The organism is Streptomyces novaecaesareae (genome assembly GCF_000716875.1).
Taxonomy (GTDB): Bacteria; Actinomycetota; Actinomycetes; order Streptomycetales; family Streptomycetaceae; genus Kitasatospora; species Kitasatospora novaecaesareae.
The window spans coordinates 17,091-41,930 of sequence record NZ_JNWQ01000024.1 but is presented as its reverse complement, the minus strand read 5'-3'; the positions used below and the strand labels follow the sequence as shown (position 1 = coordinate 41,930).

Here is a 24,840-nt window from a genome sequence, read left to right as displayed (position 1 = left end):
ATGTGCCGAAGCGTGCCGAAGTGTCAGGCGTTGGGGGCGAGTTCGGTGCCGGCGCCGCGGCGGCGGACCTTGACCAGGTCGCTGCGCAGCTCCTCGCCCTCCTCGGACGCCTCGGACTCCCCGACCGACGCGGCCGTCGCGACCGGCGCCGCCTCCGGGTGGGCGTGCCCGCCGCAGGGCCCGCAGCCGCCGCCGCTGCCGCAGGCCGAGGCCGCGGTGCCGCAGCCGCCGGCATGAGCGGCCTGAGCCGCCTGGGCGGCCTCGGCGAGGTCGGAGCGGTGGCGCGGCAGGGTGGCCTCGCCGGCGCCCTCGACCTCGAAGCCGGCGTCCTTGATCATGTCGAGGTCGGCCTGGCCGGCCTGGCCCTCGCTGGTCAGGTAGTCGCCGAGGAAGATGGAGTTGGCGATGTGCAGGCCGAGCGGCTGCATCGAGCGCAGGTGCACCTCGCGCCCGCCGGCGATCCGCACCTCGGTGTCCGGGTTGACGAAGCGGACCATCGCGAGGATGCGCAGGCAGCGCTGCGGGGTGAGGTTCCACTCCTTGGCGAGCGGGGTGCCCTCGAAGGGGATCAGGAAGTTGACCGGGACGGAGTCCGAGCCCAGCTCGCGCAGCGCGAACACCACGTCGACGAGGTCCTCGTCGCTCTCGCCCATGCCGGCGATCAGGCCGGAGCAGGCGGACAGGCCCGCGCCGTGCGCCTTCTGCACGGTGTCCACCCGGTCCGCGTAGGTGTGGGTCTTGGTGATGGTCCCGTAGGTGTTCTCGGAGGTGTTGAGGTTGTGGTTGTAGGCGTCGGCGCCGGCCGCCTTGAGCCGCTCCGCCTGGTTGTCGGAGAGCAGGCCGAGGCAGACGCAGATCTCGACCTCGGGGTCGGCCTCCTTGATGGCGGCCATGGTGTCGGTGACCCGGTCGATGTCGCGGTCCGTCGGGCCGCGGCCGCTGGCCACCAGGCAGACCCGTTTGGCGCCGCCGGCCACGCCGGCGCGGGCCGCGTCGGCGGCCTGGTCCGGCTTGAGCCAGGTGTACTTGAGGATCTCGGCCTTGGACCCGAGCCGCTGCGAACAGTACGAGCAGTCCTCCGGGCAGAGCCCGCTCTTCAGGTTCACCAGGTAGTTGAGCTTGACCCGGCGGCCGAACCAGCGGCGGCGCACCTTGCCGGCCGCGGCGACCACGTCGAGCAGCTCGTCGTCGGTGGTGGCGAGGACGGCCAGGGCCTCCTCGCGGGTCGGGACTTCGCCGCGCAGGCCCTTGGCCGTGAGGGTATCGAGCAGATCCATGGGCTGATCCTGCCTGCTGGTGATCGAGCGGCGCCAGAGCAAACCCGCCAGAAGATCGGTGTGAGGATGTGCCGATTGCCACAGTGTCGAAGGTCACGGCGTCGGCGCTGGTCACGCGCTTGACGGCGGCCCGGGGAGGCGGTTACCGGCGGGTAGGTAAGTCCTCGGCCCGAGGGGACGCGGGGGGAAGATCGACAACCCCCGACCCCGTGATCCACGCCACCCCGGCGGTGCTTAGAATCTGCGCCATGACCACGCAGGGGGAGCGCACCCCGACTCCGGGAGAGGGCCAGGAAGGCCAGGCAGGACAGCGGACCGGCGGGGGCGCCGACACCGGCGGGACGGCCCCCGGCCGCAGGCGGGGCCGACGGCTGACGGGCCGCCGGGCGGCGGGCTGGATCGTCATGGTCGGCGTGGTCGCGGCCGGCGGATGGATCATCACCCGCCCGACGCCCGGCGACTACATACCCGGGCTCGGCCCGTCCACCAAGGACTCCGCCAAGACGCCGCCGGTGGTGGGCTCCGCGCCGCCGCGCACCGACCCCGAGAGCCTCAACGTCGACAACTTCTTCCCCGCCCAGCGGCCGGTCGAGGTCGGCGCCTTCAAGGCCCGGCGCAACGGCGTCCGGCAGGGCGAGAACTGCGCCGAAGTGCTGCAGGACCGCACGCAGGACCCGTTGAAGGACGCCGGCTGTCAGGCCTACCTGACCGTCAGCTTCACCGGCCAGGACCGCCCCGTCCTCAGCAGCGTCACCCTGCTGCGCTTCCCCGACCAGGCCTCCGCCGCCAAGGCCGCCGACGCCCTGCGGGCCAAGCCCGGCTCGGTCGCCTTCATGCTCGCGGACACCTCCATCGCCCCCGCCCAGCCCGCCGGCGCCGCCAAGACGGGCGGCGAGGCGCGGGTCGAGGCGGTCGGGCACTACGTGACGGTCGCCAGCTCCCGGACCGGAGACGGCCGCCCGGCAGCCACCGCCCCGACCGGTGCGGGAACGCCCGCCGCGACCGGCCCTGCGCCCACCGCCACGGCGCCCACCACCGAGCAGATGCTGGACGAGGCCACCCGCGCACTCTCCTACGCGGCCGGCTCGCCGTTCGTCTGGATGTGAGACCCCGAGGGTGAAAGCCCGAAGGTGAACACCCGAACGTGAAAGCCCGAGGGGGCCCGGCAACGCCGAGCCCCCTCGCGGTAGTTGACGAACCGTCAGTCGGGTCCGAACCGTCAGCCGCCGAGCCGGTCCACCGCGGTCACCCGCAGCACCGCCCGGCCCTCCTCGTCCGAGCCGTACAGGTCGACCTCGGCGCTGATGCCCCAGTCGTGGTCGCCCTCCGGGTCGTCGAAGATCTGCCGGACCTTCCAGGCGGAGTCCTCCTCCTCGATGATCAGCATCTTCGGGCCGCGCGCATCCGGGCCGGTGCCGAGGTCGTCGTACTCGTCCCAGTAGCCGTCCATGGCGTCCGCCCAGCGGTCCGCGTCCCAGCCGTACTCGCCGTCCAGTTCGCCGAGCACGTTCCACTGCTCCAGCGCGCACAGCTCCACGCGGCGGAACATCTCGTTGCGCACCAGCACCCGGAAGGCCCGCGCGTTGGCGGTGACCGGCGCGGCCTTGTCCTCCAGCGTCACCTCGGCGGTGGCGGCCTCGGTCGGGTTGGCCAGCTGCTCCCACTCGTCCAGCAGGCTGGAGTCGACCTGGCGGACCAGCTCGCCGAGCCAGGCGATGACGTCCTTGAGGTCGTCCGTCTTCACGTCCTCGGGGACGGTCTGCTCCAGGGCCTTGAACGCGCCGGCCAGGTAGCGCAGCACGATGCCCTCGGTGCGGGCCAGCTCGTAGAAGCCGACGTAGTCCGAGAAGGTCATCGCCCGCTCGTACAGGTCGCGGACCACCGACTTCGGCTGCAGCTGGTGGTCGCCGATCCACGGGTGCGCCCGCTGGTACACCTCGTAGGCGTGGGTGAGCAGTTCCTCCAGCGGCTTCGGGTAGGTGATCTCCTGGAGCCGCTCCATCCGCTCCTCGTACTCGATGCCGTCGCGCTTCATCTCGCCGACGGCCTCCCCGCGCGCCTTGTTCTGCTGCGCGGCGAGGATCTGGCGCGGGTCGTCGAGGGTCGCCTCGACGACGGAGATCACGTCCATCGCGTACGAGGGCGAGGTCGGGTCGAGGAGTTCGAAGGAGGCCAGCGCGAAGGTGGACAGCGGCTGGTTGAGCGCGAAGTTCTCCTGGAGGTCCAGGGTGAGCCGGACGATACGGCCCTCGGAGTCCGGCTCCGGCAGCCGCTCCACCACGCCGCCCTCCAACAGCGAACGGTAGATGGCGATGGCCGTGCGGATGTGCCGGCGCTGCGCGGCCTTGTCCTCGTGGTTGTCGGTGAGCAGCTTGCGCATCGCGTCGAAGGCGTTGCCCGGGCGGCCGATCACCGACAGCAGCATCGCGTGGCTGACCTTGAACCGGGAGACCAGCGGCTCCGGGTCGGCGGCGATCAGCCGCTCGAAGGTCTCCTCGGTCCAGCCGACGAAGCCCTCCGGCGCCTTCTTGCGCACCACCTTGCGCTTCTTCTTCGGGTCGTCCCCGGCCTTGGCGATCGCCTTGTCGTTCTCGATCACGTGCTCCGGCGCCTGCGCGACCACCTGGCCGACGGTGTCGAAGCCGGCCCGGCCGGCCCGGCCGGCGATCTGGTGGAACTCGCGGGCACGCAGGATGCGCACGCGCTGTCCGTCGTACTTCGACAGCGCCGTGAACAGCACCGTACGGATCGGCACGTTGACGCCCACGCCGAGCGTGTCCGTCCCGCAGATCACCTTCAACAGGCCCGCCTGGGCGAGGCGTTCGACCAGCCGGCGGTACTTCGGCAGCATGCCCGCGTGGTGCACGCCGATGCCGTGGCGCACGAAACGGGACAGGTTGCGGCCGAACTTGGTGGTGAAGCGGAAGTTGCCGATCAGGGCGGCGATGGCCTCCTTCTCCGCCTTCGAGCACATGTTGATGCTCATCAGCGACTGCGCCCGCTCCACCGCCTCCTTCTGGGTGAAGTGCACGACGTAGACCGGCGCCTGGCCGGTCGTCAGCAGCTCCTCCAGCGTGTCGTGCATCGTGGTGCGGCGGTAGTCGTAGAAGAGCGGCACCGGGCGGGTCGCGTTGCGCACCACGGTCGTCGGACGGCCGGTCCGGCGGGTCAGGTCCTCCTCGAACCGGCGCACGTCGCCGAGCGTCGCCGACATCAGCAGGAACTGGGCCTGCGGCAGCTCCAGCAGCGGGACCTGCCAGGCCCAGCCGCGGTCCGGCTCGGCGTAGAAGTGGAACTCGTCCATGACCACCTGGCCGATGTCCGCCCGCGCCCCGTCGCGCAGCGCGATCTGGGCCAGCACCTCGGCGGTGCAGCAGATGATCGGCGCGGTCGGGTTCACGCTCGCGTCGCCGGTCATCATGCCGACCTGCTCGGTGCCGAACATCTTGACCAGGTCGAAGAACTTCTCCGACACCAGCGCCTTGATCGGCGCGGTGTAGAAGGTCCGCTGCCCCTCCGCCAGCGCGGCGAAGTGCGCGCCCGCGGCCACCAGGCTCTTGCCCGAGCCGGTCGGCGTCGCCAGGATCACGTTGTTCCCCGAGACCAGCTCGATCAGCGCCTCCTCCTGCGCCGGGTACAGCGTGATCCCGCGCTCCTCCGCCCAGGCGGCGAACGTCTCGTACAGCGCGTCGGGCGTGGCGGGCTTCGGCATCAGATCAAGGAGGGTCACCCGGCTATCTTGCCTGCTCGCCGCCACCCCGGGCAAAGCCCGGGGTGGCGGTCGGACATTCGGAGGAGCGCGACGGCCGGCTCAGCTCTTGGTGAGGTCCGGGACGGCGGGCGCGGTGGCGGGCAGTTGCACCTGGTTGGTGCACCGGTACTCCGTGGCGGCGACCCGCGCGATCTTCAACGCGATGTCGGCGTGCGCCTGACGGGCCTTGGCCGACGAGGCGCCGTCGATCGCGTTGCCGCCGACGTCGATGCGGAAGTACTGCGCGGCCTTGCCACCGGGGGGCGCCTTGAAGTCGCAGCGCACGTAGAGCAGGACGCGGCGACTCGGTTCGGTGGTGGCCAGTCCCGCCGCGCCGGGGCCGAAGTCCAGTGCGGCGACCGGGCGGCCCCCTGCGGACTCCTTGGTGCGGTCGGCCTCGATCCCGTCCAAGGCGGGAGCGACCAGCACCGAGAGGAGAGTGCGACTGCCGTCGCCCCCGTCCGGGAACCAGTCGAGCAGGCAGGTGGTGCTGCGGTTCGCGGGATCGTCCGGTTCGGCGGGCGTCTGGATCCGCGCCGCGCCCTGCTGGGTCACCTTCCCGTACTTTCCGGCCAGCGGCTTCAGGTCGTCCTTGGAGAGCGCCGACCAGCACGCGCTCTGCGGGAGTTCCTGCGAGCGCCACGGCTTCCAGATCCACAGCCCGCCGCCCACGACGACGGCCAGGGCGAGGACGCCCGCCAGCCAGGGCAGGGCCCGCCGCCACCGCGCGGGTGGCGGCGGGTCCTCGGGCGAGCGCGGGGTGGTGTGTGCGATGTCGACCATGGTTCAGTCCACCTTCGAGGCCATCGTCGGGTCGTAGAGGTTGTGGCCGGCGGACCAGCCCTGGGTGATGGTCTGCTTGGCGCGAGTGGCCAGGTCGTCCACCCGGTTCTGATCGAGTCCGGCCTGGCGGCCGGCGTCCTCGACGGCGTTGACGACCGCCTGCTGCGAGCCTTGGACCGTCGCGCCGGTGGTCTTGTGCGCCTCGTCCCGGCCCTGGTTGGTGGTGTCCACGTGGTAGCTGTCGGCGACCTGGGTCATGATGTCGCCGATCTGGTCGTTGATGAAGCTGCCGGCCTTGGGGATCTTGTCCACCAGGATGCCGCCGCTGTTGTCCCAGACCGTCTTGGCGATGTCCTTCTTGGAGTCGATCGCGTCGTTGATCGCCTTGTCGGATATCGCGTGGTTCTGCTGGATCTCGTCCGACATCGCGTGGGTGATCAGGCCGGCGACCTGGCCGCCCGGCATGGTCACGTTCTCGATCGCCGTGGCCATGTCCGGGTGCAGTTCCGGGTGGAGCATGACCTGCTGGATCTGGGCCGACTGGTACGCCTGCTGCGCGGTGGCGATCGTGGCGTACGCGTCCGTGTTCCGGCCGACCGTGGAGAGCAGCACGGCGGTGTTGTCGTGGTTGAGGGAGCCGGGGACGCCGTTCACGGACAGGCGCGCGTTCGGGCCGCCGCTGTTCGGGCCGGGCCCGTCCAGGGCGTTCTCGATGTCGCCGATGTGGTTGGCGGCCATGTTGCCGATGCTGCCGTTGAGGTTGGCGAGCGGCCCGCCGCGCAGCATGTTCGGCCCGTCCTCGGTGCCGAAGCGGTCGACGACCTTGCTCATCACGTCGTTCATCTCCGCCGTGTGCGGCGGGTACTTGCCGGTCGTGTCGTCCCAGGCCCGGCCGGTGGCGGCGGCCTCCAGGGCGTGGCCGAGCGACAGGACGTTGGCCGGGTCGGGCTTGGTCTCCATCGGGCGCAGCGGGTAACTCATGTCGTTGAGCAGCGAGTTGTCCCCGCCGGCGGTGAACAGCTTGACGTAGTTGTTCTCGCCGCCGGTGCTCTTGACGGTGCCGTCCGGGTTGTATGTCGTCGTCGGGTCGTGGAAGAACTTGGTGGCCGCCTCGGGGCTGTGGCCGAAGGCGTCCAGGATGCCGGACAGCGGGTTGAGGCCCTGGACGTGGCCGTCCTTGTCGACCTGCCCGATGAACTTCAGTTCGTCGAACGGGTAGCTGTTCTTGTAGGCCACGGCCTGCCAGCGGCCGGGGTTCTCCTCGGTGAGCTGGGTGACGTGCTCGGCGATCGGGTTGAGGAAGTGGGCGTCGTACTTCCCGTTGCGCAGCAGGTTCGACATGATCTGGTAGCCGTACGGGCTGTGCGCCGGGTCGGCGCCCGGCGGGACGGGGATCTGCTTGGCGCCCGCGGCGCGGAACCTGGTCTCCCAGTCGTCCGAGACGTGCAGCGGCTGCTTGGTGTCGGTCGCGGTGGCCAGGGTGAGGCCGAGGTCCTTCTGGATGCCCTTGATGGCGGCGCTGCGGGCCGTGCTGTTCGCGTAGTCCCCGCTCTGCGCCATGGCGCCGTACTTGGCCATGAAGTCGGCCGGGTCCTGGCCGCCGTAGAAGGCGGTGGCGAACCGGGGGTCCTGGTTGTGGTGGTCCAGGATGTCCTGGAGGTGCTTGAGCTGCTGGTCGGAGGCTTGGCCGCCGAGGCTCATGATGTAGGTCGCGGTCTTGGCCTCCTCCTCCGCGATGCCGCCGACCGGGTTGGCGTTGAACGCGGTCCCGTCGCTGCCGGTGTCGTCGCCGAGGGCCCTGGAGGCGTCCTGGTCGGCCTCGGTGGCGCGGTCGAGGGCGTCGCCGATGGCCTTGGCCGCGGTCTCGGCCTTGGCCTGCCAGCTCTTGGCGTACTCGGCGTCCCGCTTGTCCTCCTGGGTCGTGGGCGGGGGCCAGTGCACCGCGCCCTCGCCGTCGACGGTGAGGCCGGCGGTGGTGGCGTCCCGCACGGCGGTGTCGAGGTCCGTCTTCGCGGCCGTGAGCTCGTGGTGGGCGTCGCGGAGGGTCTTGGCGATGGCCGACGCCTCCTCGAAGGCGGCGTGGATCTGGTCGCGGGCCCAGGTGAGTTTGGCGGTGGCGAGGCCGGCCGTGTCGCCGTGCCAGCCGGACTGCTGGACGGTGCCGATGACCTCGTTCTGCATCCGCTGGGTGAGGTCCCACGTGCGGACCAGGTTCTCGAAGTCGCCCGCCGCCGAGTCGAGGCTGCCGAGATCGACCTGCTTGAGCTGACTGAACGTCACCATGATCGTCGTTGCTTCCCTGCTCGCGCGGTTGTCAGGACTTGGCGCTCGGCTGCGCGAACCCGGCGTGGACGTCCTTCTCGGTCTGCGCGTAGCCCTGGGCGGTGGTCTGGAGGTTGGTGCCGATGTCGCCGACGGTGCCCTGCAGGCCGTTGGACTGGCTGGTCCACGTCCCCCAGAACGCCGGGAGCACCGTGCCGAGGGCCCAGCCCTTGAGCGCGCCGGCCGCAGCGTTGACGTGGTCCCCCGGCTGACCGCACTCGGTCTTGACGGCGTCCCGCAGGGCGAAGGCGTTCTGTGCGGCCTGCTGGAGCACTCCCGGATTCACCGCGACGGTTTTGCCGCCGCCCGGCGTGTTCAGCGAGACCGGGGCGTTGTTGGCTCCCGCCAGGTCGGGGAACTGCTTCTTCGCCTCTTCGGTCAGGTTGCCGTTGCCGTCGAAGAGCCACGGATTCATCCGGCGCTCGAATTCCAGGTCAGCCATGTACATCCCCCGTGTTCGTGACGATGGGGAGGGTAATAGGGATCGAACACAGATGGGAAATCTAATGAACTGATGGAAATATTGAGATGAAGTCCAGGTAAACAAGGGATTTCCGGCACCGATGAACGTGTGCCGAGCCGCACATTGCCCCCGCCTCGCCCCCCATGCCAGAGTGCCGAACATGGTCCACCCCCTCGCCTCCAAGCCCCACCCCGCCCAGGCGCACGTCTTCGACTGGCTCGACGAGACCGCCGCGCTGCGCGCCGACGCCGGACTCACCCGCACCCTGCGCAGCCGGGCCTCGGACGACCCGGTGCTGGACCTCGCCGGGAACGACTACCTGGGCCTCACCCGCCACCCCGCCGTCACCCGCGCCGCCGCCGACGCCGCGCTGCGCTGGGGCGGTGGGTCGACGGGCTCCCGGCTGGTGACCGGCACGACCGCGCTGCACACCGAACTGGAGCAGGAGCTGGCCGAGTTCTGCGGGGTGGAAGCCGCGCTGGTGTTCTCCTCCGGGTACACGGCGAACCTCGCCGCGCTCACCGCGCTCACCGACTCGGACACCCTGATCGTCTCCGACGCCTACAACCACGCCTCGCTGATCGACGGCTGCCGGCTCTCCCGCGCCGACGTCCACCGCGCCCCGCACAGCGACCCGGCGGCCGTCGCCGACGTGCTGGCCGGGCGGGAGCAGCGGCGGGCGCTGGTGGTGAGCGACTCGGTGTTCTCGGTGGACGGGGACGCGGCGCCGCTGCGCGGGCTGTCCGAGGGGGCCCGGGCGCACGGGGCCGCGCTGCTGGTGGACGACGCGCACGGGCTGGGCGTGCTCGGCCCCGGCGGGCGCGGTGCGCTGGCGGCGGCCGGGCTGGCCGGGGCGCCGGACACCGTCGCCACCGTGACCCTGTCGAAGTCGCTCGGCTCGCAGGGCGGCGCGGTGCTCGGCCCGCGCCGGGTGATCCGGCACCTGACGGAGACGGCCCGCACCTTCATCTTCGACACCGGCCTCGCCCCGGCCGCCGTCGGCGCCGCCCTGGCCGCGCTGCGCCTGCTGCGGGCCGAACCGGAGCGCGCCGACCGGGCCCGCGAGGTCGCCCGTACGCTCTCCGCCCGGCTGACCGCCGAGGGGCTGCACGCCTGCGAGCCGGACGCGGCCGTGGTCTCGGTCCGCGCCCCGGGCCCGGAGGCTGCCGTCGCCTGGGCTGCCGACTGCCGGCGGGCAGGCCTCGCGGTGGGCTGCTTCCGCCCGCCGTCCGTCCCGGACGGCATCTCCCGGCTGCGGCTGACGGCCCGCGGCGACCTCACGGACACCCAGATCGCGGACGCCGTCCGGATCATCGCCGAGCTGGCCCCGGCGGGCGCCCGGCACGCCTAAGACCTGTCCGGCGGGAATCGTCAGAGACGCCCCGGCACCAGCAGCACCTCCGCGCCGACCGGGCGGTAGCCGGCGGCCTGGAAGGCGCGGACGCTGGGGGCGTTGCCGGGGGCCTGCTGGGCCCAGACGGACTCGCCCCCGGGCAGCAGGTGGCGGGCGGCGGTGGCCAGGGCGCGGCCGAGGCCACGGCCGGCGGCCTGCGGGTCGACCTCGATGGCGCACTCCCAGCGGCCGGCCACCCCGCGCCCGAGCACCAGGGTGGCGCCGTCGGTGGTGAACACCCGGACGTCCTCGCGGTAGCGCAGGGCACGGACCACCCGGGGGTGTGCGCGGTCCTCGACCTCGGCCAGCGGCAGCGGCGGCCCGCCCGGCAGACGGCCGGCGACCGACAGCAGGTCGATGTTGTTGACCACCCGCCCGGTGCGGTCGGCGAAGGCGCTCAGGAACGGCGGGCAGAGCGGCGCGGACAGCGGGTCGCCGGGGTCGGCCGCGAGGGTCCGGCGCACCCAGTCCGGGTCCTCGTCGGTGAAGACGACCGCGTGCGCCGCGAAGGACACCACCCCGGCGTCGCGCGGCGACGTCTGCGGCACCACCGTCACCGACCCGTCCGGCGGCGGGAACAGCCCGCCCGCCGCGTCCGTCAGGATCTCCGCCAGCCCCCGCGCGCTCATCCGAGCCCTCCCCTGCCCGTCGAACGTCCGTCGTCCGTCGGAGGGATCAGCCTAGGGCGTGTCTGACAATTCCCGCCGGGCGCACGCGAATTGTCAGACACGCCCTACGTCTTCTTCGCCCGGCTCGGCTGGACCCTGGTCGGCTCGCCCGCCGCCTTGGGGTGGTCGGGCGGGTAGGGGAGCTCGCCGAGGCCCTCGTCGTGCACCTGCTTCTCGTAGAGCTCCAGCAGGCCTTCGAGGCGGTATTCCCGGCCGTCCATCTCCGCGTTCAGGTCGCCGAGTTCGGCGAAGCGGGCGGGGACGGTGCGCAGGTCGAAGTCCTCCGGGGCGGCGTCGTCCAGCTCCTCCCAGCGCAGCGGGGCGGAGGCGGTGGCGCGGGGGCGGGCGCGCAGCGAGTAGGCGGAGGCGATGGTGCGGTCGCGGGCCATCTGGTTGTAGTCGACGAAGATCCGCTCGCCGCGTTCCTCCTTCCACCACGCGGTGGTGACCTTCCCCGGCATCCGCTGCTCCAGGACCCGGCCGAGGGCGATCACCGCGTGCCGTCCGTCGGTGAAGGTCCATTCGGGTGCCAGCGGCACGTAGACGTGCAGGCCGCGCCCGCCGGAGGACTTGGGCCAGCCGCGCAGCCCGTACTCCTCCAGGAGGGCGCGCAGCTCGTGGGCGGCGCGGACGGCGTCGTGGAAGTCGGTGCCGGGCTGCGGGTCGAGGTCGATGCGCAGTTCGTCGACGTGGTCGGTGTCGGTGCGCCGTACCGGCCAGGGGTGGAAGGTGAGGCAGCCGAGGTTGGCCGCCCACAGGACGGCGGCCGGTTCGGTCGGGCAGATCTCGTCGGCGGAGCGGCCGCTGGGGAAGTTGATGCGCGCGGTGGGCAGCCAGTCCGGCAGGCCCTTGGGGGCGCGCTTCTGGTAGAAGAACTCGCCGTCCACGCCGTCCGGGAAGCGCTGCAGCGTGGTGGGCCGGTCGCGCAGGCCGCGCAGCACGCCGTCGGCGACGGCCAGGTAGTACTGCGCGACGTCCAGCTTGGTGAAGCCGCGCTCGGGGTAGTACACCTTGTCCGGGTTCGACAGCCGGACGGTGCGCCCGGCGACTTCCAGTTCCACGGCTGAGCCCATGCCCCTCACGCTAAGCGCCGTACGGCCGCCGCGCGCCCCGAGGCGAACCGCGCGAGGCTGGACCGCATGGACCTGCCCGTGATGCCGCCGGTGGCGCCGATGCTCGCCAAGTCGGTGGCCAAGATCCCGCCCGGGATGCAGTACGAGGCCAAGTGGGACGGCTTCCGCACCATCGTGTTCCGCGACGGCGGCGAGGTGGAGCTCGGCAGCCGCACCGGCAAGCCGTTGACCAGGTACTTCCCCGAACTGGTCGAGGCCCTGCGGCGGGAGCTGCCGCCGCGCTGCGTGCTGGACGGCGAGGTGGTGATCGCCCGGGACGGCCGGCTGCGCTTCGAGGAACTGCTGGAGCGCATCCACCCGGCCGCGAGCCGGGTGAAGCTGCTCGCGGAGCGGACGCCGGCCTCCTTCGTCGCCTTCGACCTGCTCGCCCTCGGGGAGGACTCCCTGCTGGACGAGCCGTTGTCGGTGCGCCGCCCGGCCCTGGAGGCCGCGCTGGCGGGCGCCGTCGACCCGGTGTTCACCGCCCCCGCCTCCACCGATCCCGCCCTGGCGCGGACCTGGTTCGCCGAGTACGAGGGTGCCGGGCTGGACGGGGTGGTGGCCAAGCCGCTGGACCAGCCGTACCGGCCGGGGGAGCGGACCATGTTCAAGATCAAGCACGAGCGCACCGCCGACTGCGTGGTGGCCGGCTACCGCGAGCACAAGAGCGGCCCGGTCGTCGGCTCGCTGCTGCTGGGCATCTACGACGACCAACGGAAGCTCCAGCACGTCGGCGTGTGCGCCGCCTTCTCCATGGCCCGCCGCCGCGAACTGGTCGAGGAGCTGGCCCCGCTCAGGACGGACGACCTCGCCCAACACCCGTGGGGCGGCTGGGCGGAGGAGGCCGCGCACGCCGAGGGCCGGCTGCCGGGCGCGGTCAGCCGCTGGACCGGCGGCAAGGACCTCTCGTGGATCGCGCTGCGCCCCGAGCGGGTGGTGGAGGTGGCGTACGACCACATGGAGGGCACCCGTTTCCGGCACACCGCGCAGTTCCGCCGCTGGCGGCCGGACCGCACGCCGGAGAGCTGCAGCTACGAGCAGTTGGAGGAGCCGGTCTCCTACGACCTGGCGCGGGTGCTGGGTATCTGACGTAGTGTCAGGGCCCCGATCCGGTCGACCGGATCGGGGCCCTTGGCGTCGGGGGCAGTGGTCAGGTCCGCACGGTGGACGGCGCGCTGCCGCCCGGGGCGGTGGAGGGCCCGCCCGCCGAGGCGGCCCCGGAGGCGCCCCGGGAAGCCTCGCCGTACGGCGAGCCCGAGCCCGGGGCCGACGGCGCGGCGGTCGCCGGCGGGATCGAGTAGAGGTTCTTCGGCGAGATGATCTTGGTGATGGCGTTCGCGAACAGCGAGGACGGCTCCGAACCCTGGTACAGCACATCGGTGTTGAGCAGCAGCGTCAGCGTGCTCTGGGCCTCCGGCAGGTACACCGCCACGCTCTCGTAACCCGGCATCGAGCCGTTGTGCCCGATCCAGCCGTGGTTGTCGAACAGCCCGAAGCCGTAGGTGACGCCCGGGTCCCCGGTCGGCAGGGTCTTCAGGCGCTCGGCCTGGGTGGCCGGGTTGACGATGGCGCCGGTGGCCATGGTCTTCGCCCAGCTCTCCAGGTCGGCGAGGGTGGTGATGACGGCCCCGGCGGTCCAGGCCCAGGACGGGTTCCAGTTGGTGGCGTCCTCGACCGCGCCGGTGGGCGTCTGGTTGGTGTAGCCGTGGGAGTGCGGGTCGGGGATGGCCGAGTCGACGGGGAAGCTCGTCTTGGCCAGCGAGGCCGGCGTGAACACCTGGTCCTTGAGGAATCCGCCGGCGGTCTGGCCGCTGAGCTTCTCGATCAGCTTGCCGAGGATGATGTAGTTGCTGTTGTTGTACTGGAACTGCGTCCCGGGCGGGGACACGGCGGGGTGCTTGTACCCGTAGGCGAGCAACTGGTCGGGGGTGAACACGTGGTTCGGGTCGCCGATCAGCGTCTTCACGAAGTCCGGGTCGGAGCTGTACGGGAACAGGCCGCTGCGCATCTCGCCCAGCTCGCGGACGGTGATCCCGTTGCCGCCGGGCACGCCGTCCACGTACTTGGAGATCGGGTCGTCCAGGCCGACCTTGCCCTGGTCCACCAGTCGCAGGACGGCGGTCGCGGTGAAGGTCTTGGACTCGCTGCCGATCCGCGAGTAGAGCCCGGGGTCCATCGCCGCCCCGGTGGTTTTGTCGGCGACGCCGAAGGACTTCTGGTACGTCCCGCTCGGCGTGATGATCCCGACCGAGATGCCGGGCACCGAGGTCTGGGCCATCACCTGCTGGATCGTCGAGTCCAGCCGGGAGGTGACGTCGGGGGTCAGCGGCACCACCGCGCCCGAGGACACGTTCGCCGAGGCGGTCGCGGACGGGCTGAGCGCGGCCGGTTCGGCGTTGACGCCCGCGCCGCCGGCCTGCTGCGCGGGCTTGGAGTCGCCGGAGCAGGCCGCGGTGGCGAGCAGGCCGGTCAGGGCCAGGGCGGCGGCGGTCGCGCGACCGGCGGAACGGCCGGTGGAACGGCCGGCGGAGCGGGCGGTGGCCGGACGGGGGGCGGCCGGGCGGGGCCGTCGGGTCTTGGTCATGTGCGGAGAGCGCCTCTCTGGGGCGGACGGCCCCTTGGCGAAGGGCCCCGGAGCGGTGCTCGACAGGGCCGGAGCGCTGCTCCACGGGGCCGTGGGGGAGCGTCGCCACCGTAAGCACCGTGGTCGCCGGGCCGCGCGCGGGCCGTCTTCCGGCTGATCCGAACGGGCCCGCCGTCAGCCGAGTGCCCCAACCCGACTGGCGGCGCGGGCGCCCGTAGCCGGCACCCGCCCGTCGTCAACGGCTCCGCGGCGCTGTCAAGTACCGCCGCCCACCCGCCGGTTGGTGTCGGGAAAGCCGCCCGCGCTCGGCCGACCGGGTGAGCACCGGCACGCCGCACCCGCCCCCGGCCGCTGCTCGGGCACGATCGTTTAGCCCAGCTGTGGCCGCCCTTAAGAATTCCTCGATGGACCGCACCCGCCCCCACCAGGCAGATTTCTGCCTGCCCGGAGTGCGCCCGCCAGGAGCGGCCGAACCGGGCCACCTCGGCCTGCCCGACCCTCGAAGGCCGTCCCACCCGCACGTCAGGAGCCGTCGCCCGTGAAGGCACTCGTCAAGCAGAAGGCCGAGCCCGGCCTCTGGATGATCGACGTCCCGAAGCCCGAGATCGGCCCCGGCGAGGTGCTGATCAAGGTGCTGCGGACCGGCATCTGCGGCACCGACCTGCACATCCGCAAGTGGGACGGCTGGGCACAGCAGACCATCAGGACGCCGATGACGATCGGCCACGAGTTCGTCGGCGAGGTCGCCGAGCTCGGCGCCGGCGTCACGGACATCGCGATCGGCGACCTGGTCAGCGGCGAGGGCCACCTGGTCTGCGGCAAGTGCCGCAACTGCCTGGCCGGCCGCCGCCACCTGTGCCGCAACACCGTCGGCCTGGGCGTCAACCGGGACGGCGCCTTCGCCGAGTACGTGGCCCTGCCCGCCTCCAACGTCTGGGTGCACCGGGTGCCGGTCGACCTGGACGTGGCCGCGATCTTCGACCCCTTCGGCAACGCCGTGCACACCGCGCTGTCCTTCCCGCTGGTCGGCGAGGACGTGCTGGTCACCGGCGCCGGCCCGATCGGCATCATGGCCGCCGCCGTCGCCAAGCACGCCGGCGCCCGCAACGTGATGATCACCGACGTCTCCCCGTACCGCCTCGACCTGGCCCGCGAGGTCGGCGTGACGCTGGCGCTCAACGTCGCCGAGCACACCATCGAGGAGGGCCAGCAGAAGCTGGGCCTGCGCGAGGGCTTCGACGTCGGCCTGGAGATGTCCGGCCGCCCCGAGGCGATGCAGTCGATGATCGCCAACATGACCCACGGCGGGAAGATCGCCATGCTCGGCCTGCCGGCCGACGACTTCGCCGTCGACTGGGCGCGCATCGTCACCTCGATGATCACCATCAAGGGCATCTACGGCCGCGAGATGTTCGAGACCTGGTACGCGATGTCCGTCCTGCTGGAGGGCGGCCTGGACCTCAGCCCGGTCATCACCGGCCGCTACGCCGCCACCGACTTCGAGGCCGCCTTCGACGACGCCGCGAGCGGCAACTGCGGCAAGATCATCCTCGACTGGACCGCCTGAGCCACCCCGCCGACGCAAAAGGAGCCTGTTGTGTTCGACAACGTGCGCGCCGACATCGCCACCACCCTCGACGAGATCCGCGAGGCCGGCCTGTTCAAGCCCGAGCGGGTCATCGGGACCCCGCAGAGCGCCGCCGTCACCGTCACCGGCGGCGGCAAGCCCGGCGAGGTGCTGAACTTCTGCGCCAACAACTACCTCGGCCTGGCCGACCACCCCGAGGTGCTGGCCGCGGCCAAGGACGCCCTGGACCGCTGGGGCTACGGCATGGCCTCGGTCCGCTTCATCTGCGGCACCCAGGACGTCCACAAGGAGCTGGAGGACCGCCTCTCGGCCTTCCTCGGCCAGGAGGACACGATCCTCTACTCCTCCTGCTTCGACGCCAACGGCGGTGTCTTCGAGACCCTGCTGGACGACCGGGACGCCGTCATCTCCGACGCGCTCAACCACGCCAGCATCATCGACGGCATCCGGCTCAGCAAGGCCCGCCGCCACCGCTACGCCAACCGCGACATGGCCGACCTGGAGAAGCAGCTCCAGGACACCCAGGACGCCCGCCGCCGCCTGATCGTCACCGACGGCGTCTTCTCCATGGACGGCTACGTCGCCCCGCTGCCGGAGATCTGCGACCTGGCCGAGCGCTACGGCGCGATGGTCATGGTCGACGACTCGCACGCCGTCGGCTTCGTCGGCGCGAACGGCCGCGGCACCCCCGAACTGCACGGCGTGATGGACCGCGTGGACATCATCACCGGCACCCTCGGCAAGGCCCTCGGCGGCGCCTCCGGCGGCTACGTCGCCGCCCGCCGGGAGATCGTCGCGCTGCTGCGCCAGCGCTCCCGCCCGTACCTGTTCTCCAACTCGCTGGCCCCGGTCATCGCGGCCGCCTCGCTGAAGGTGCTCGACCTGGTCGAGCGCTCCACCGAGCTGCGCGAGAAGCTGGCGGCCAACACCGCGCTGTTCCGGACGAAGATGACCGAGGCCGGGTTCGAGATCCTGCCCGGCGACCACCCGATCGCCCCGGTCATGATCGGCGACGCGGCCGAGGCCGGCCGGCTCGCCGAACTGCTGCTGGAGCGCGGCGTGTACGTGATCGGTTTCTCCTACCCGGTGGTCCCGCTCGGCCAGGCCCGGATCCGGGTGCAGCTGTCCGCGGCGCACTCCACCGAGGACGTCGAGCGCGCCGTCGCCGCCTTCGTGGACGCCCGCGCCGCGCTGTAGCACCCGCTTCGGGCCCGGCAGGGGCCCGCACCGACTGCCCGTGGGCCGGACCGCTCGGAACCGGACCGGCCCACGGGCTCACGAACGCCGTGCGGCCCGGGCACTTCGATGCGCCCGCGCCGCACGGCCCACCAACCACCTGCCCCACCCTCCCGCTTCGGGGGCGGGACGCCGGCCCGGCCGACGTCCCGCCCCCGTTCGCGGTTCCCGGGGCCGGCCCGATCAGTCCAAGCGGAGCCCGACGGAACTTCGTCCCGCCCGGTCCGCTCCCGCGCGCTGGCAGAATTGGCCTGTGATCGACGCACGACGGCTGCGGACCCTGCGGGCCGTGGCGGACCACCGCACCGTGACCGCCGCGGCGGCCGCCCTCTACCTGACCCCCTCCGCGGTCTCCCAGCAGCTGGCCGCCCTGGAGCAGGAGACCGGGCACCACCTGCTCGCCCGCGAGGGCCGGGGCGTGCGGCTGACCGCCGCCGGGGAGATCCTGCTCGGCCACGCCGACGTCGTGCTCGCCCAGCTGGAGCGCGCCGAGGCCGACCTGGCCGCGTACCGGGCGGGCGTCTCCGGCGAGGTCACGGTCGCCTCCTTCGCCACCGGCATCGCGCTCGTGCTCGCCCCCGCCATCGGGCTGCTCGCCGAGCGTGCGCCCGGGGTGCGGCTCAAGGTGCTGGACGCCGAGGGCGACGCCAGCCTGCCGATGGTCCTGGAGAGCCGGGCCGACCTCGCGGTGGCCGTCGAGTACCGCGGCGCCCCGCGCGCCGACGACGCCCGCCTGACCCGGGTGCCGCTGTACGCCGAGCCCTTCGAGGCCGTCCTGCCGCTGGGCCACCGGCTGGCCGCCGAGGACGGTCCGCTCGCGGTCGCCGAACTCGCCGACGAGCCGTGGATCGGGCCCTACCCGGGCAACCCCTGCCACGACGTGGTCCTGCTGGCCTGCGAGCACGCCGGGTTCCAGCCGCGCCTGCTGCACTCCTCGGACGACTTCCGGGCGGTCGTCGCGCTCGCCTCGGCGGGCGCCGGGGTCGCCCTGGTGCCGCGCTCGGCGCTGCGCGGCGTGGACCTCTCCCGGGTGGCGGTGCGCCCGGTCGACAGCGAGCTGGCCACCCGCCGGGTCTTCGCCGCCGTCCGGGCCGGCGCCGACGGTCACCCGCTGATCCGTCCGGTCCTGGACGCCCTCGCCGACGCGGCGGCCGCGAGCGCGTAGCGAGGCGCGGCGCGCCCGGAAACGGTTTTGCGGCTGCACGGCCGCCCGGGCCGGGACGCCCCGCGACGTACGCCCCACCACGCCCGGGCGGCGGCCTGGCGGGGGCGTCACCGGCCCCCGGAGGCGCCCGCCGGCCGCCGTGACCAGGACCATAGGATGGCCCGGACGTGACGGACCGACCTTCCGGCGGCAGGAGACTCCATGACGACGACCGATGGTTCCGCGGCCGGCCTCCCGGCCAGGCTGCCGGTCGGGGTGATCGGCCTCGGCGACATCGCGCAGAAGGCCTACCTGCCCGTGCTCACCGCGCTGCCCGGGCTCGACCTGCGGCTGATGACCAGGGACGGCGCCAAGCTCGACCGGATCGGCGAGGCCCACCGGATCGCGCCCGGGAGCCGCTTCACCGACCTCGGCGCGCTGATCGACAGCGGCATCCGCGCCGCCTTCGTGCATGCCGCCACCGACCAGCACGTGCCGATCGTGGAGCAGTTGCTGACGGCGGGTGTGGACGTCTACGTGGACAAGCCGCTGGACCAGACCCTGGACGGCGCCCGCCGCCTGGTCGACCTGGCCGACCGGACGGGCCGTTCGCTGATGGTCGGCTTCAACCGCCGCCACGCGCCCGGCTACGTGCAGGCCAAGGAGCGCCCGCGGGACCTGATCGTGCTGCAGAAGAACCGCGAGGGCCTGCCCGAGGCCGCCCGCACCCTGGTCTACGACGACTTCATCCACGTCGTGGACACGCTGCGCTTCCTCGTGCCCGGCGAGATCGAGCACGTGGACGTCCGGGCCCGTACCCGAGGCGGCCTGGTGGAGCACGTGGTGCTGACCCTCGGCGGGGCGGGGTTCACCGCGCTGGGCATCATGAACCGGGTGTCGGGTTCGGCCGAGGAGGTCCTGGAGGTCTCCGGCGGGGACTCCAAGCGCGAGGTGCACAACCTGGCCGAGGTGATCGACCACCGGGGACAGCCCACCGTCCGCCGGCGCGGCGACTGGGTGCCGGTCGCCCGTCAGCGCGGGATCGAGCAGTGCGTCCTCGCCTTCCTGGACGCCGTCCGCGCCGGGCGGACCCTCGACGCCCACGACGCGCTGCGCACCCACGAGCTGTGCGAGCTGGTCGTGGAGCGGATCGGGGCTTCCTGGGAGTCCGCTGGGAGCGGGCTGTGAGCAGGCTGGACTGACCGCCCGTCAAGTCATCGGTACGGAACCGACAGTTCACTGACGAGGTCTTGTCGGGGCATTTTCTACGCGCGTATCTTGAGGGGCGCCGCGGGGGGCGGGTGCCGTCCCCCGCTCTTTCTCCACGCGAGTAGCGCGCGCTCGAAGCGCGCCTCCGCCCGGACCGCCGTGCCACGACCGTGCCGCACGGCGGAGCTAGGAGTCCTGCCCCGGTGACCACCGCTTCCGCTCCCCGCCCCCGCAGAGCCCTGCTGCGCGCCGCCCTGATCCCGGCCTCGCTGGCCGCCTCGCTGGTGCTCGTCCCGCTTCCGGTGGCGAACGCCGCCGGTGCCGCGACCCCCGCCCCGACCGAGGCCGGTCCGCTGCGGATCCACGACATCCAGGGCACCACCCGGATATCCCCGCAGGCCGGCAAGCCCGTCACCGGCGTGCCCGGCATCGTCACCGGCGTTCGCGCGTACGGCAGTTCCAAGGGCTTCTGGCTGCAGGACCCGAACCCGGACGCCGACCCGGCCACCAGCGAGGGCGTCTTCGTCTTCACCGGCGGCAACCCGACCGTGAAGACCGGCGACTCGGTGCTGGTCAGCGGCAAGGTCACCGAGTACTACCCGAGCTACTCCGGCGGCTCGCAGTCCGTCACCGAGCTCTCCGCCCCGGCCGTCACGGTCCTCTCCTCCGGCAACCCGCTGCCCGCCCCGGTCGTCGTGGACACCCGCAACATCCCCGGCACCTACACCCCGCCGGCCGGCGCGGACGGCACCATCGACGCCGGGAAGCTCGACCCGGAGAAGTACGCCCTGGACTTCTACGAGTCCCTGGAGGGCATGCTCGTCCAGGTCAAGGACGTCCGGGTGGTCCAGGCGACCGACAAGTACAACGAGCTGTGGGTCGCCGCCGACCGCCAGGACCAGCGCAGCAAGCGCGGCGGCCTGCTCTACGAGTCCTACCGCGAGCCCAACGTGGGCCGCCTGATGGTGCAGCAGCAGGCGCCGGCCTCCCAGCAGCCGTTCCCGGTGGCCAATGTCGGCGACGAGCTGACCGGCACCACCACCGGCCCGCTGGACTACAACCAGTTCGGCGGCTACACCCTCGTCGCCGGCACCGTGGGCACGCTGAAGGACAACCACCTCCAGCGCGAGGTCACCGCCCAGCCGGGCGAGCGCGAACTCACCCTCGCCACCTACAACGTGGAGAACCTCGCCCCGAACAACCCGGACAGCAAGTTCGCCGAGCTGGCCCAGGGCGTCGTCACCAACCTGCGCTCGCCCGACATCGTCGCCCTGGAGGAGATACAGGACGACAACGGCGCCAAGAACGACGGCACGGTCGACGCGAGCCAGACCGTCGCCAAGTTCATCGCCGCCGTCAAGGCGGCCGGCGGCCCGGCCTACGACTGGCGCTCCATCGCCCCGCAGGACGGCAAGGACGGCGGCGAGCCCGGCGGCAACATCCGCCAGGTCCTCCTGTTCAACCCGCAGCGGGTCTCCTTCACCGACATCGCGGGCGGCGACGCCACCACCGCCGTCGGCGTGACCGGCACCGGCGCCGCCACCGCCCTGACGGCCTCGCCCGGCCGGATCGAGCCGAACGACGAGGCGTGGACCAACAGCCGCAAGCCCCTGGTCGGCCAGTTCGCCTTCCGCGGCAAGAAGGTCTTCGTCATCGCCAACCACTTCAACAGCAAGGGCGGCGACCAGGGCATCGACAGCCGCTTCCAGGCCCCGACCCGCAGCTCCGAGGTGCAGCGGACCAAGCAGGCCACCGTCGAGCAGGCCTTCGTCGCCAAGCTGCTGGCCGCCGACAAGGAGGCGAAGGTCGTCTCGCTCGGCGACTTCAACGACTACCAGTTCTCGCCCGCGCTGGCCGCGCTCACCAAGGACGGCGTGCTGCGCGACCTGGTGAACGAACTGCCGGAGACCGAGCAGTACTCGTACGTCTACCAGGGCAACTCCCAGGTGCTGGACCACATCCTGGTCAGCCCCGAGGTCGGCTACGCCAAGTACGACGTGGTGCACATCAACTCCGAGTTCGCCCAGCAGGCGAGCGACCACGACCCGCAGGTGGTCCGCATCAAGCCGTGACGCCGGTCCGCACCGAACCCTGACCTGAGCTGCGGTTATCCTGCCTCCGCCACCGGTGATCACCGGCGGCGGAGGCAGTGCCGTGTGACGGCTCGTGTGACGGCTCGTGTGACGGCTCGTGTGACGGGGGAGACGATGGAGTACCGGATCGAGCGGATCGGCCGCGAGGACTGGCAGCAGCTGCGGAAGGTGCGGCTGGCCCAACTCCTCGACACGCCACTGGCGTTCGGCGAGACCCACGAGTACGCCAGCCACCAGGGCGAGGGCAACTGGCGGGCCCGGACGAACTGGGTCAACGAGCCCGACAAGATCGGCCTGGTCGCGGTGGACGCCGAGGGGGAGTGGGTCGGCACGATGCTGTCCGTCCCGAACAAGGAGCACGCCGACGCCGTCGACCTGATCGGCGTCTGGGTCGCCCCCGCGCACCGGGGCCGCGAACGCGGCGTCGCGGACGCCATGCTGGACGCGGTGCTCGCCTGGGCCCGCGGCCGGGGCGCCGAGCGGATGCTCCTCGGCGTGCACGAGGCGAACCCCCGCGCCGCCGCCTTCTACCTGCGGCGCGGGTTCGCGTACACCGGGGGCGGGACGCCGTACGTGCTGGACACCTCGGCGCGGATCCTGGAGATGGCCCGCCCGCTGGGCTGACGATCCCCTGCCCGGACGCTCCGCGGGAAGCTCAGCCGACGTACTCCGCCAGGGCCTCGCCGGTCGGCGTGGAGCGGGCGGCGACCAGCTCGGCCGGGGTGCCCTCGAAGACCACCCGCCCGCCGTCGTGGCCGGCGCCCGGGCCGAGGTCGATGATCCAGTCGGCGTGCGCCATCACCGCCGGGTGGTGCTCGATCACGACGACCGACTTGCCGGACTCGACGAGCCGGTCCAGCAGCCCGAGCAGCTGCTCGACGTCGGCCAGGTGCAGGCCGGTGGTCGGCTCGTCCAGCACGTAGACGCCGCCCTTGTCCGCCATGTGGGTGGCCAGCTTGAGCCGCTGCCGCTCGCCGCCGGAGAGCGTGGTGAGCGGCTGGCCGAGGCTGACGTAGCCGAGCCCGACGTCCGCCAGCCGCTCCAGGATCCGGTGCGCGGCCGGCAGCCTGGCCTCGCCCGAGCCGAAGAACTCCTCCGCCTCGCGCACCGACATCGCCAGCACCTCGGCGATGTCCCGGCCGCCCAGCCGGTACTCCAGCACCGCGGGCTGGTACCGCTTGCCCTCGCAGTCCTCGCAGGTGGTGGCCACCCCGGCCATCATCGCCAGGTCGGTGTAGACCACGCCGGCGCCGTTGCAGGTCGGGCAGGCGCCCTCCGAGTTGGCGCTGAACAGGGCCGGCTTGACGTCGTTGGCCTTGGCGAAGGCCTTGCGGATCGGGTCGAGCAGCCCGGTGTAGGTGGCCGGGTTGCTGCGCCGCGAGCCCTTGATCGCGCCCTGGTCGACGGAGACCACGCCCTCGCCGAGCGCCCCCGACCGTCGACCCAGCGAACCGTGGATCAGCGAGCTCTTGCCGGAGCCGGCCACCCCGGTCACCACCGTGAGCACCCCGAGCGGGACGTCCACGTCCACGTCCCGCAGGTTGTGGGTGTTCGCGCCCCGGATCTCCAGCGCCCCGGTGGGCTTGCGCACCTCCTCCCGCAGCGGCGCCCGGTCGGCCAGGTGGCGCCCGGTGACGGTGCCGCTGCCGCGCAGCCCCTCGACCCTGCCCTCGTAGCAGACCGTGCCGCCCGCCGTACCGGCGCCGGGGCCGAGGTCGACCACGTGGTCGGCGATCGCGATGGTCTGCGGCTTGTGCTCGACCACCAGCACGGTGTTGCCCTTGTCCCGCAGGCGCAGCAGCAGCTTGTTCATCCGGTCGATGTCGTGCGGGTGCAGGCCGGTGGTGGGCTCGTCGAAGACGTACGTGGTGTCGGTGAGGGAGGAGCCGAGGTGGCGGATCATCTTGACCCGCTGCGCCTCGCCGCCGGAGAGCGTGCCGGAGGGGCGGTCCAGCGAGAGGTAGCCGAGGCCGATCTCCACGAAGGAGTCGAGGGTCTGCCGCAGGGTGGTGAGCAGCGGTGTCACCGAGGGCTCGTCGAGCTCGCGGACCCAGGCGGCGAGGTCGCTGATCTGCATCGCGCAGGCGTCGGCGATGCTGATGCCCGCGATCTTGGAGGAGCGGGCGGCCTCGCTGAGCCGGGTGCCCGCGCAGTCGGGGCAGGCGGTGAAGGTGACGGCCCGCTCCACGAAGGCCCGGATGTGCGGCTGCAGCGCGTCCTTGTCCTTGGCGAGCATCGACTTCTGGATCTTGGGGACCAGGCCCTCGTAGGTGAGGTTGACGCCGTTGACCTTGACCTTGGTCGGCTCCCGGTACAGGAAGTCCTGCAGCTCCTTCCCGGTGTACTTGCGGATCGGCTTGTCCGGGTCGAGGAAGCCGGAGTTGGCGTAGATGCCGACCGTCCACCAGCTGTCGGTCTTCCAGCCGGGGATGGTGATCGCGCCCTCGGAGATCGACTTGCTGTCGTCGTAGAGCTGGGTGAGGTCGATGTCGGAGACGCTGCCGCGGCCCTCGCAGCGCGGGCACATGCCGCCGGTGATGCTGAAGCTGCGCCGCTCCTTGACGGTCTTGCCGCCGCGTTCGACGGTGACGGCGCCGGCGCCGCTGATCGAGGGGACGTTGAAGGAGAAGGCCTTGGGGGAGCCGATGTGCGGGGTGCCGAGACGGCTGAAGAGGATGCGCAGCATCGCGTTGGCGTCGGTCGCGGTGCCGACGGTGGAGCGCGGGTCGGCGCCCATCCGCTGCTGGTCGACGATGATCGCGGTGGTCAGGCCTTCGAGGACGTCCACCTCGGGGCGGGCCAGGGTGGGCATGAAGCCCTGGACGAAGGCGCTGTAGGTCTCGTTGATCAGCCGCTGGGACTCGGCGGCGATGGTGTCGAAGACCAGCGAGCTCTTGCCCGAGCCGGACACGCCGGTGAACACCGTCAGCCGGCGCTTGGGGATGTCGACGCTGACGTCCTTGAGGTTGTTCTCGCGCGCGCCGTGCACGCGGATCAGGTCGTGGCTGTCGGCGGCGTGCGGCACGGGCGGGTGCGCGTCCGTCCTCTTGGGCATGGTCTGGTCTCTCCCTGTCGATCGGGCGGGCCCGTCCCCGCGGTCACGGTCGGCGGTGACTCCCCTCGATCCAAGCAGAATCGAACGGGTTCCGGTCCGGCCGGTGCCGCGGGGGCGGGCCCGTCGGGCTACGGCTGCTACGGCTGGCGAAGGGGCTGCCGG

Annotated in this window: 18 protein-coding genes; 9 read left to right on the top strand and 9 right to left on the bottom strand. The window is 72.3% G+C overall.

What is annotated here, in order from left to right; all coding sequences use genetic code 11:
• Positions 1 to 23: 23 nt before the first annotated feature.
• A complete protein-coding gene (gene bioB / locus OP86_RS11795) occupies positions 24 to 1,277 on the bottom strand; it encodes a biotin synthase BioB (protein WP_033331662.1) in 1,254 nt (417 codons plus the stop codon).
• 248 nt (positions 1,278 to 1,525) lie between these two features.
• Here bioB and OP86_RS11790 point away from each other — a divergent pair, with 248 nt between their 5' ends.
• Positions 1,526 to 2,383 carry a hypothetical protein gene (locus OP86_RS11790; RefSeq protein WP_157849716.1) on the top strand — a complete coding sequence of 286 codons (858 nt, stop codon included), beginning with the start codon at positions 1,526 to 1,528 and terminating at the stop codon, positions 2,381 to 2,383.
• Positions 2,384 to 2,496: 113 nt separating this feature from the next.
• On the opposite strand, the gene OP86_RS11785 is transcribed toward OP86_RS11790, so the two are convergent.
• The 4 genes from OP86_RS11785 to OP86_RS11770 form a co-directional block, all read right to left on the bottom strand.
• Positions 2,497 to 4,989 (bottom strand): DEAD/DEAH box helicase, encoded by a 2,493-nt coding sequence (locus OP86_RS11785; protein WP_425337756.1) that lies wholly within the window; start codon positions 4,987 to 4,989, stop codon positions 2,497 to 2,499.
• Between the two features lie 99 nt (positions 4,990 to 5,088).
• Entirely contained in the window at positions 5,089 to 5,811 is a 723-nt protein-coding gene (locus tag OP86_RS11780) for a hypothetical protein (protein WP_030056670.1), read from the bottom strand.
• Between the two features lie 3 nt (positions 5,812 to 5,814).
• The gene (locus OP86_RS11775) at positions 5,815 to 8,094 is read right to left on the bottom strand and encodes a CHAD domain-containing protein (protein ID WP_030056671.1); all 2,280 of its coding nucleotides are present in this window, start codon (positions 8,092 to 8,094) and stop codon (positions 5,815 to 5,817) included.
• Positions 8,095 to 8,125: 31 nt separating this feature from the next.
• Entirely contained in the window at positions 8,126 to 8,575 is a 450-nt protein-coding gene (locus OP86_RS11770; protein WP_157849715.1) for a WXG100 family type VII secretion target, read from the bottom strand.
• Positions 8,576 to 8,756: 181 nt separating this feature from the next.
• Here OP86_RS11770 and OP86_RS11765 point away from each other — a divergent pair, with 181 nt between their 5' ends.
• On the top strand, positions 8,757 to 9,947 hold the full coding sequence (locus OP86_RS11765; RefSeq protein WP_033331661.1) for an 8-amino-7-oxononanoate synthase: 1,191 nt from the start codon (positions 8,757 to 8,759) through the stop codon (positions 9,945 to 9,947).
• Positions 9,948 to 9,967: 20 nt separating this feature from the next.
• Here OP86_RS11765 and OP86_RS11760 read toward each other — a convergent pair whose 3' ends face one another.
• Together OP86_RS11760 and ligD are read right to left on the bottom strand one after the other, a co-directional pair.
• Positions 9,968 to 10,618 carry a GNAT family N-acetyltransferase gene (locus OP86_RS11760; RefSeq protein ID WP_030056674.1) on the bottom strand — a complete coding sequence of 217 codons (651 nt, stop codon included), beginning with the start codon at positions 10,616 to 10,618 and terminating at the stop codon, positions 9,968 to 9,970.
• A 104-nt stretch (positions 10,619 to 10,722) separates the two neighbouring features.
• Positions 10,723 to 11,730, bottom strand: a complete 1,008-nt coding sequence (gene ligD / locus OP86_RS11755; RefSeq protein WP_209440340.1) for a non-homologous end-joining DNA ligase — start codon at positions 11,728 to 11,730, stop codon at positions 10,723 to 10,725.
• Between the two features lie 66 nt (positions 11,731 to 11,796).
• Here ligD and OP86_RS11750 point away from each other — a divergent pair, with 66 nt between their 5' ends.
• Entirely contained in the window at positions 11,797 to 12,858 is a 1,062-nt protein-coding gene (locus OP86_RS11750; RefSeq protein ID WP_030056676.1) for an ATP-dependent DNA ligase, read from the top strand.
• Positions 12,859 to 12,919: 61 nt separating this feature from the next.
• Here the strand turns inward: OP86_RS11750 and OP86_RS11745 are convergent, their stop codons facing one another.
• Positions 12,920 to 14,353, bottom strand: a complete 1,434-nt coding sequence (locus tag OP86_RS11745; protein WP_063832352.1) for a serine hydrolase domain-containing protein — start codon at positions 14,351 to 14,353, stop codon at positions 12,920 to 12,922.
• Between the two features lie 538 nt (positions 14,354 to 14,891).
• Here OP86_RS11745 and tdh point away from each other — a divergent pair.
• The 6 genes from tdh (at position 14,892) to OP86_RS11715 (ending at position 22,247) form a co-directional block, all read left to right on the top strand.
• Positions 14,892 to 15,920, top strand: coding sequence for an L-threonine 3-dehydrogenase (gene tdh / locus OP86_RS11740; protein ID WP_030056678.1), 1,029 nt, complete (start codon positions 14,892 to 14,894; stop codon positions 15,918 to 15,920).
• Positions 15,921 to 15,950: 30 nt separating this feature from the next.
• Positions 15,951 to 17,138, top strand: a complete 1,188-nt coding sequence (locus OP86_RS11735; RefSeq protein WP_030056679.1) for a glycine C-acetyltransferase — start codon at positions 15,951 to 15,953, stop codon at positions 17,136 to 17,138.
• A 292-nt stretch (positions 17,139 to 17,430) separates the two neighbouring features.
• Positions 17,431 to 18,342, top strand: coding sequence for a LysR family transcriptional regulator (locus tag OP86_RS11730; protein WP_033331660.1), 912 nt, complete (start codon positions 17,431 to 17,433; stop codon positions 18,340 to 18,342).
• 243 nt (positions 18,343 to 18,585) lie between these two features.
• Positions 18,586 to 19,509, top strand: a complete 924-nt coding sequence (locus OP86_RS11725) for a Gfo/Idh/MocA family protein (RefSeq protein WP_030257068.1) — start codon at positions 18,586 to 18,588, stop codon at positions 19,507 to 19,509.
• A gap of 224 nt (positions 19,510 to 19,733) precedes the next feature.
• Complete coding sequence (locus OP86_RS11720; RefSeq protein ID WP_078588641.1) at positions 19,734 to 21,602, top strand: endonuclease/exonuclease/phosphatase family protein; 1,869 nt, start codon at positions 19,734 to 19,736, stop codon at positions 21,600 to 21,602.
• Between the two features lie 135 nt (positions 21,603 to 21,737).
• On the top strand, positions 21,738 to 22,247 hold the full coding sequence (locus OP86_RS11715; protein WP_030056685.1) for a GNAT family N-acetyltransferase: 510 nt from the start codon (positions 21,738 to 21,740) through the stop codon (positions 22,245 to 22,247).
• Positions 22,248 to 22,278: 31 nt separating this feature from the next.
• On the opposite strand, the gene OP86_RS11710 is transcribed toward OP86_RS11715, so the two are convergent.
• Entirely contained in the window at positions 22,279 to 24,678 is a 2,400-nt protein-coding gene (locus OP86_RS11710) for an ATP-binding cassette domain-containing protein (protein ID WP_030257070.1), read from the bottom strand.
• Positions 24,679 to 24,840: the final 162 nt, after the last annotated feature.

What these genes read in the sequence shown, in the direction of transcription:
- bioB (WP_033331662.1), bottom strand. Translation starts at nt 1,277, where the DNA reads ATGGATCTGCTCGATACCCTCACGGCCAAGGGCCTGCGCGGCGAAGTC.
- OP86_RS11780 (WP_030056670.1), bottom strand. Translation starts at nt 5,811, where the DNA reads ATGGTCGACATCGCACACACCACCCCGCGCTCGCCCGAGGACCCGCCG.
- OP86_RS11765 (WP_033331661.1), top strand. Translation starts at nt 8,757, where the DNA reads ATGGTCCACCCCCTCGCCTCCAAGCCCCACCCCGCCCAGGCGCACGTC.
- OP86_RS11745 (WP_063832352.1), bottom strand. Translation starts at nt 14,353, where the DNA reads ATGACCAAGACCCGACGGCCCCGCCCGGCCGCCCCCCGTCCGGCCACC.
- OP86_RS11710 (WP_030257070.1), bottom strand. Translation starts at nt 24,678, where the DNA reads ATGCCCAAGAGGACGGACGCGCACCCGCCCGTGCCGCACGCCGCCGAC.
- OP86_RS11775 (WP_030056671.1), bottom strand. Translation starts at nt 8,094, where the DNA reads ATGGTGACGTTCAGTCAGCTCAAGCAGGTCGATCTCGGCAGCCTCGAC.
- ligD (WP_209440340.1), bottom strand. Translation starts at nt 11,730, where the DNA reads ATGGGCTCAGCCGTGGAACTGGAAGTCGCCGGGCGCACCGTCCGGCTG.
- OP86_RS11785 (WP_425337756.1), bottom strand. Translation starts at nt 4,989, where the DNA reads ATGCCGAAGCCCGCCACGCCCGACGCGCTGTACGAGACGTTCGCCGCC.
- OP86_RS11715 (WP_030056685.1), top strand. Translation starts at nt 21,738, where the DNA reads ATGGAGTACCGGATCGAGCGGATCGGCCGCGAGGACTGGCAGCAGCTG.
- OP86_RS11770 (WP_157849715.1), bottom strand. Translation starts at nt 8,575, where the DNA reads ATGGCTGACCTGGAATTCGAGCGCCGGATGAATCCGTGGCTCTTCGAC.
- OP86_RS11750 (WP_030056676.1), top strand. Translation starts at nt 11,797, where the DNA reads ATGGACCTGCCCGTGATGCCGCCGGTGGCGCCGATGCTCGCCAAGTCG.
- OP86_RS11790 (WP_157849716.1), top strand. Translation starts at nt 1,526, where the DNA reads ATGACCACGCAGGGGGAGCGCACCCCGACTCCGGGAGAGGGCCAGGAA.
- OP86_RS11760 (WP_030056674.1), bottom strand. Translation starts at nt 10,618, where the DNA reads ATGAGCGCGCGGGGGCTGGCGGAGATCCTGACGGACGCGGCGGGCGGG.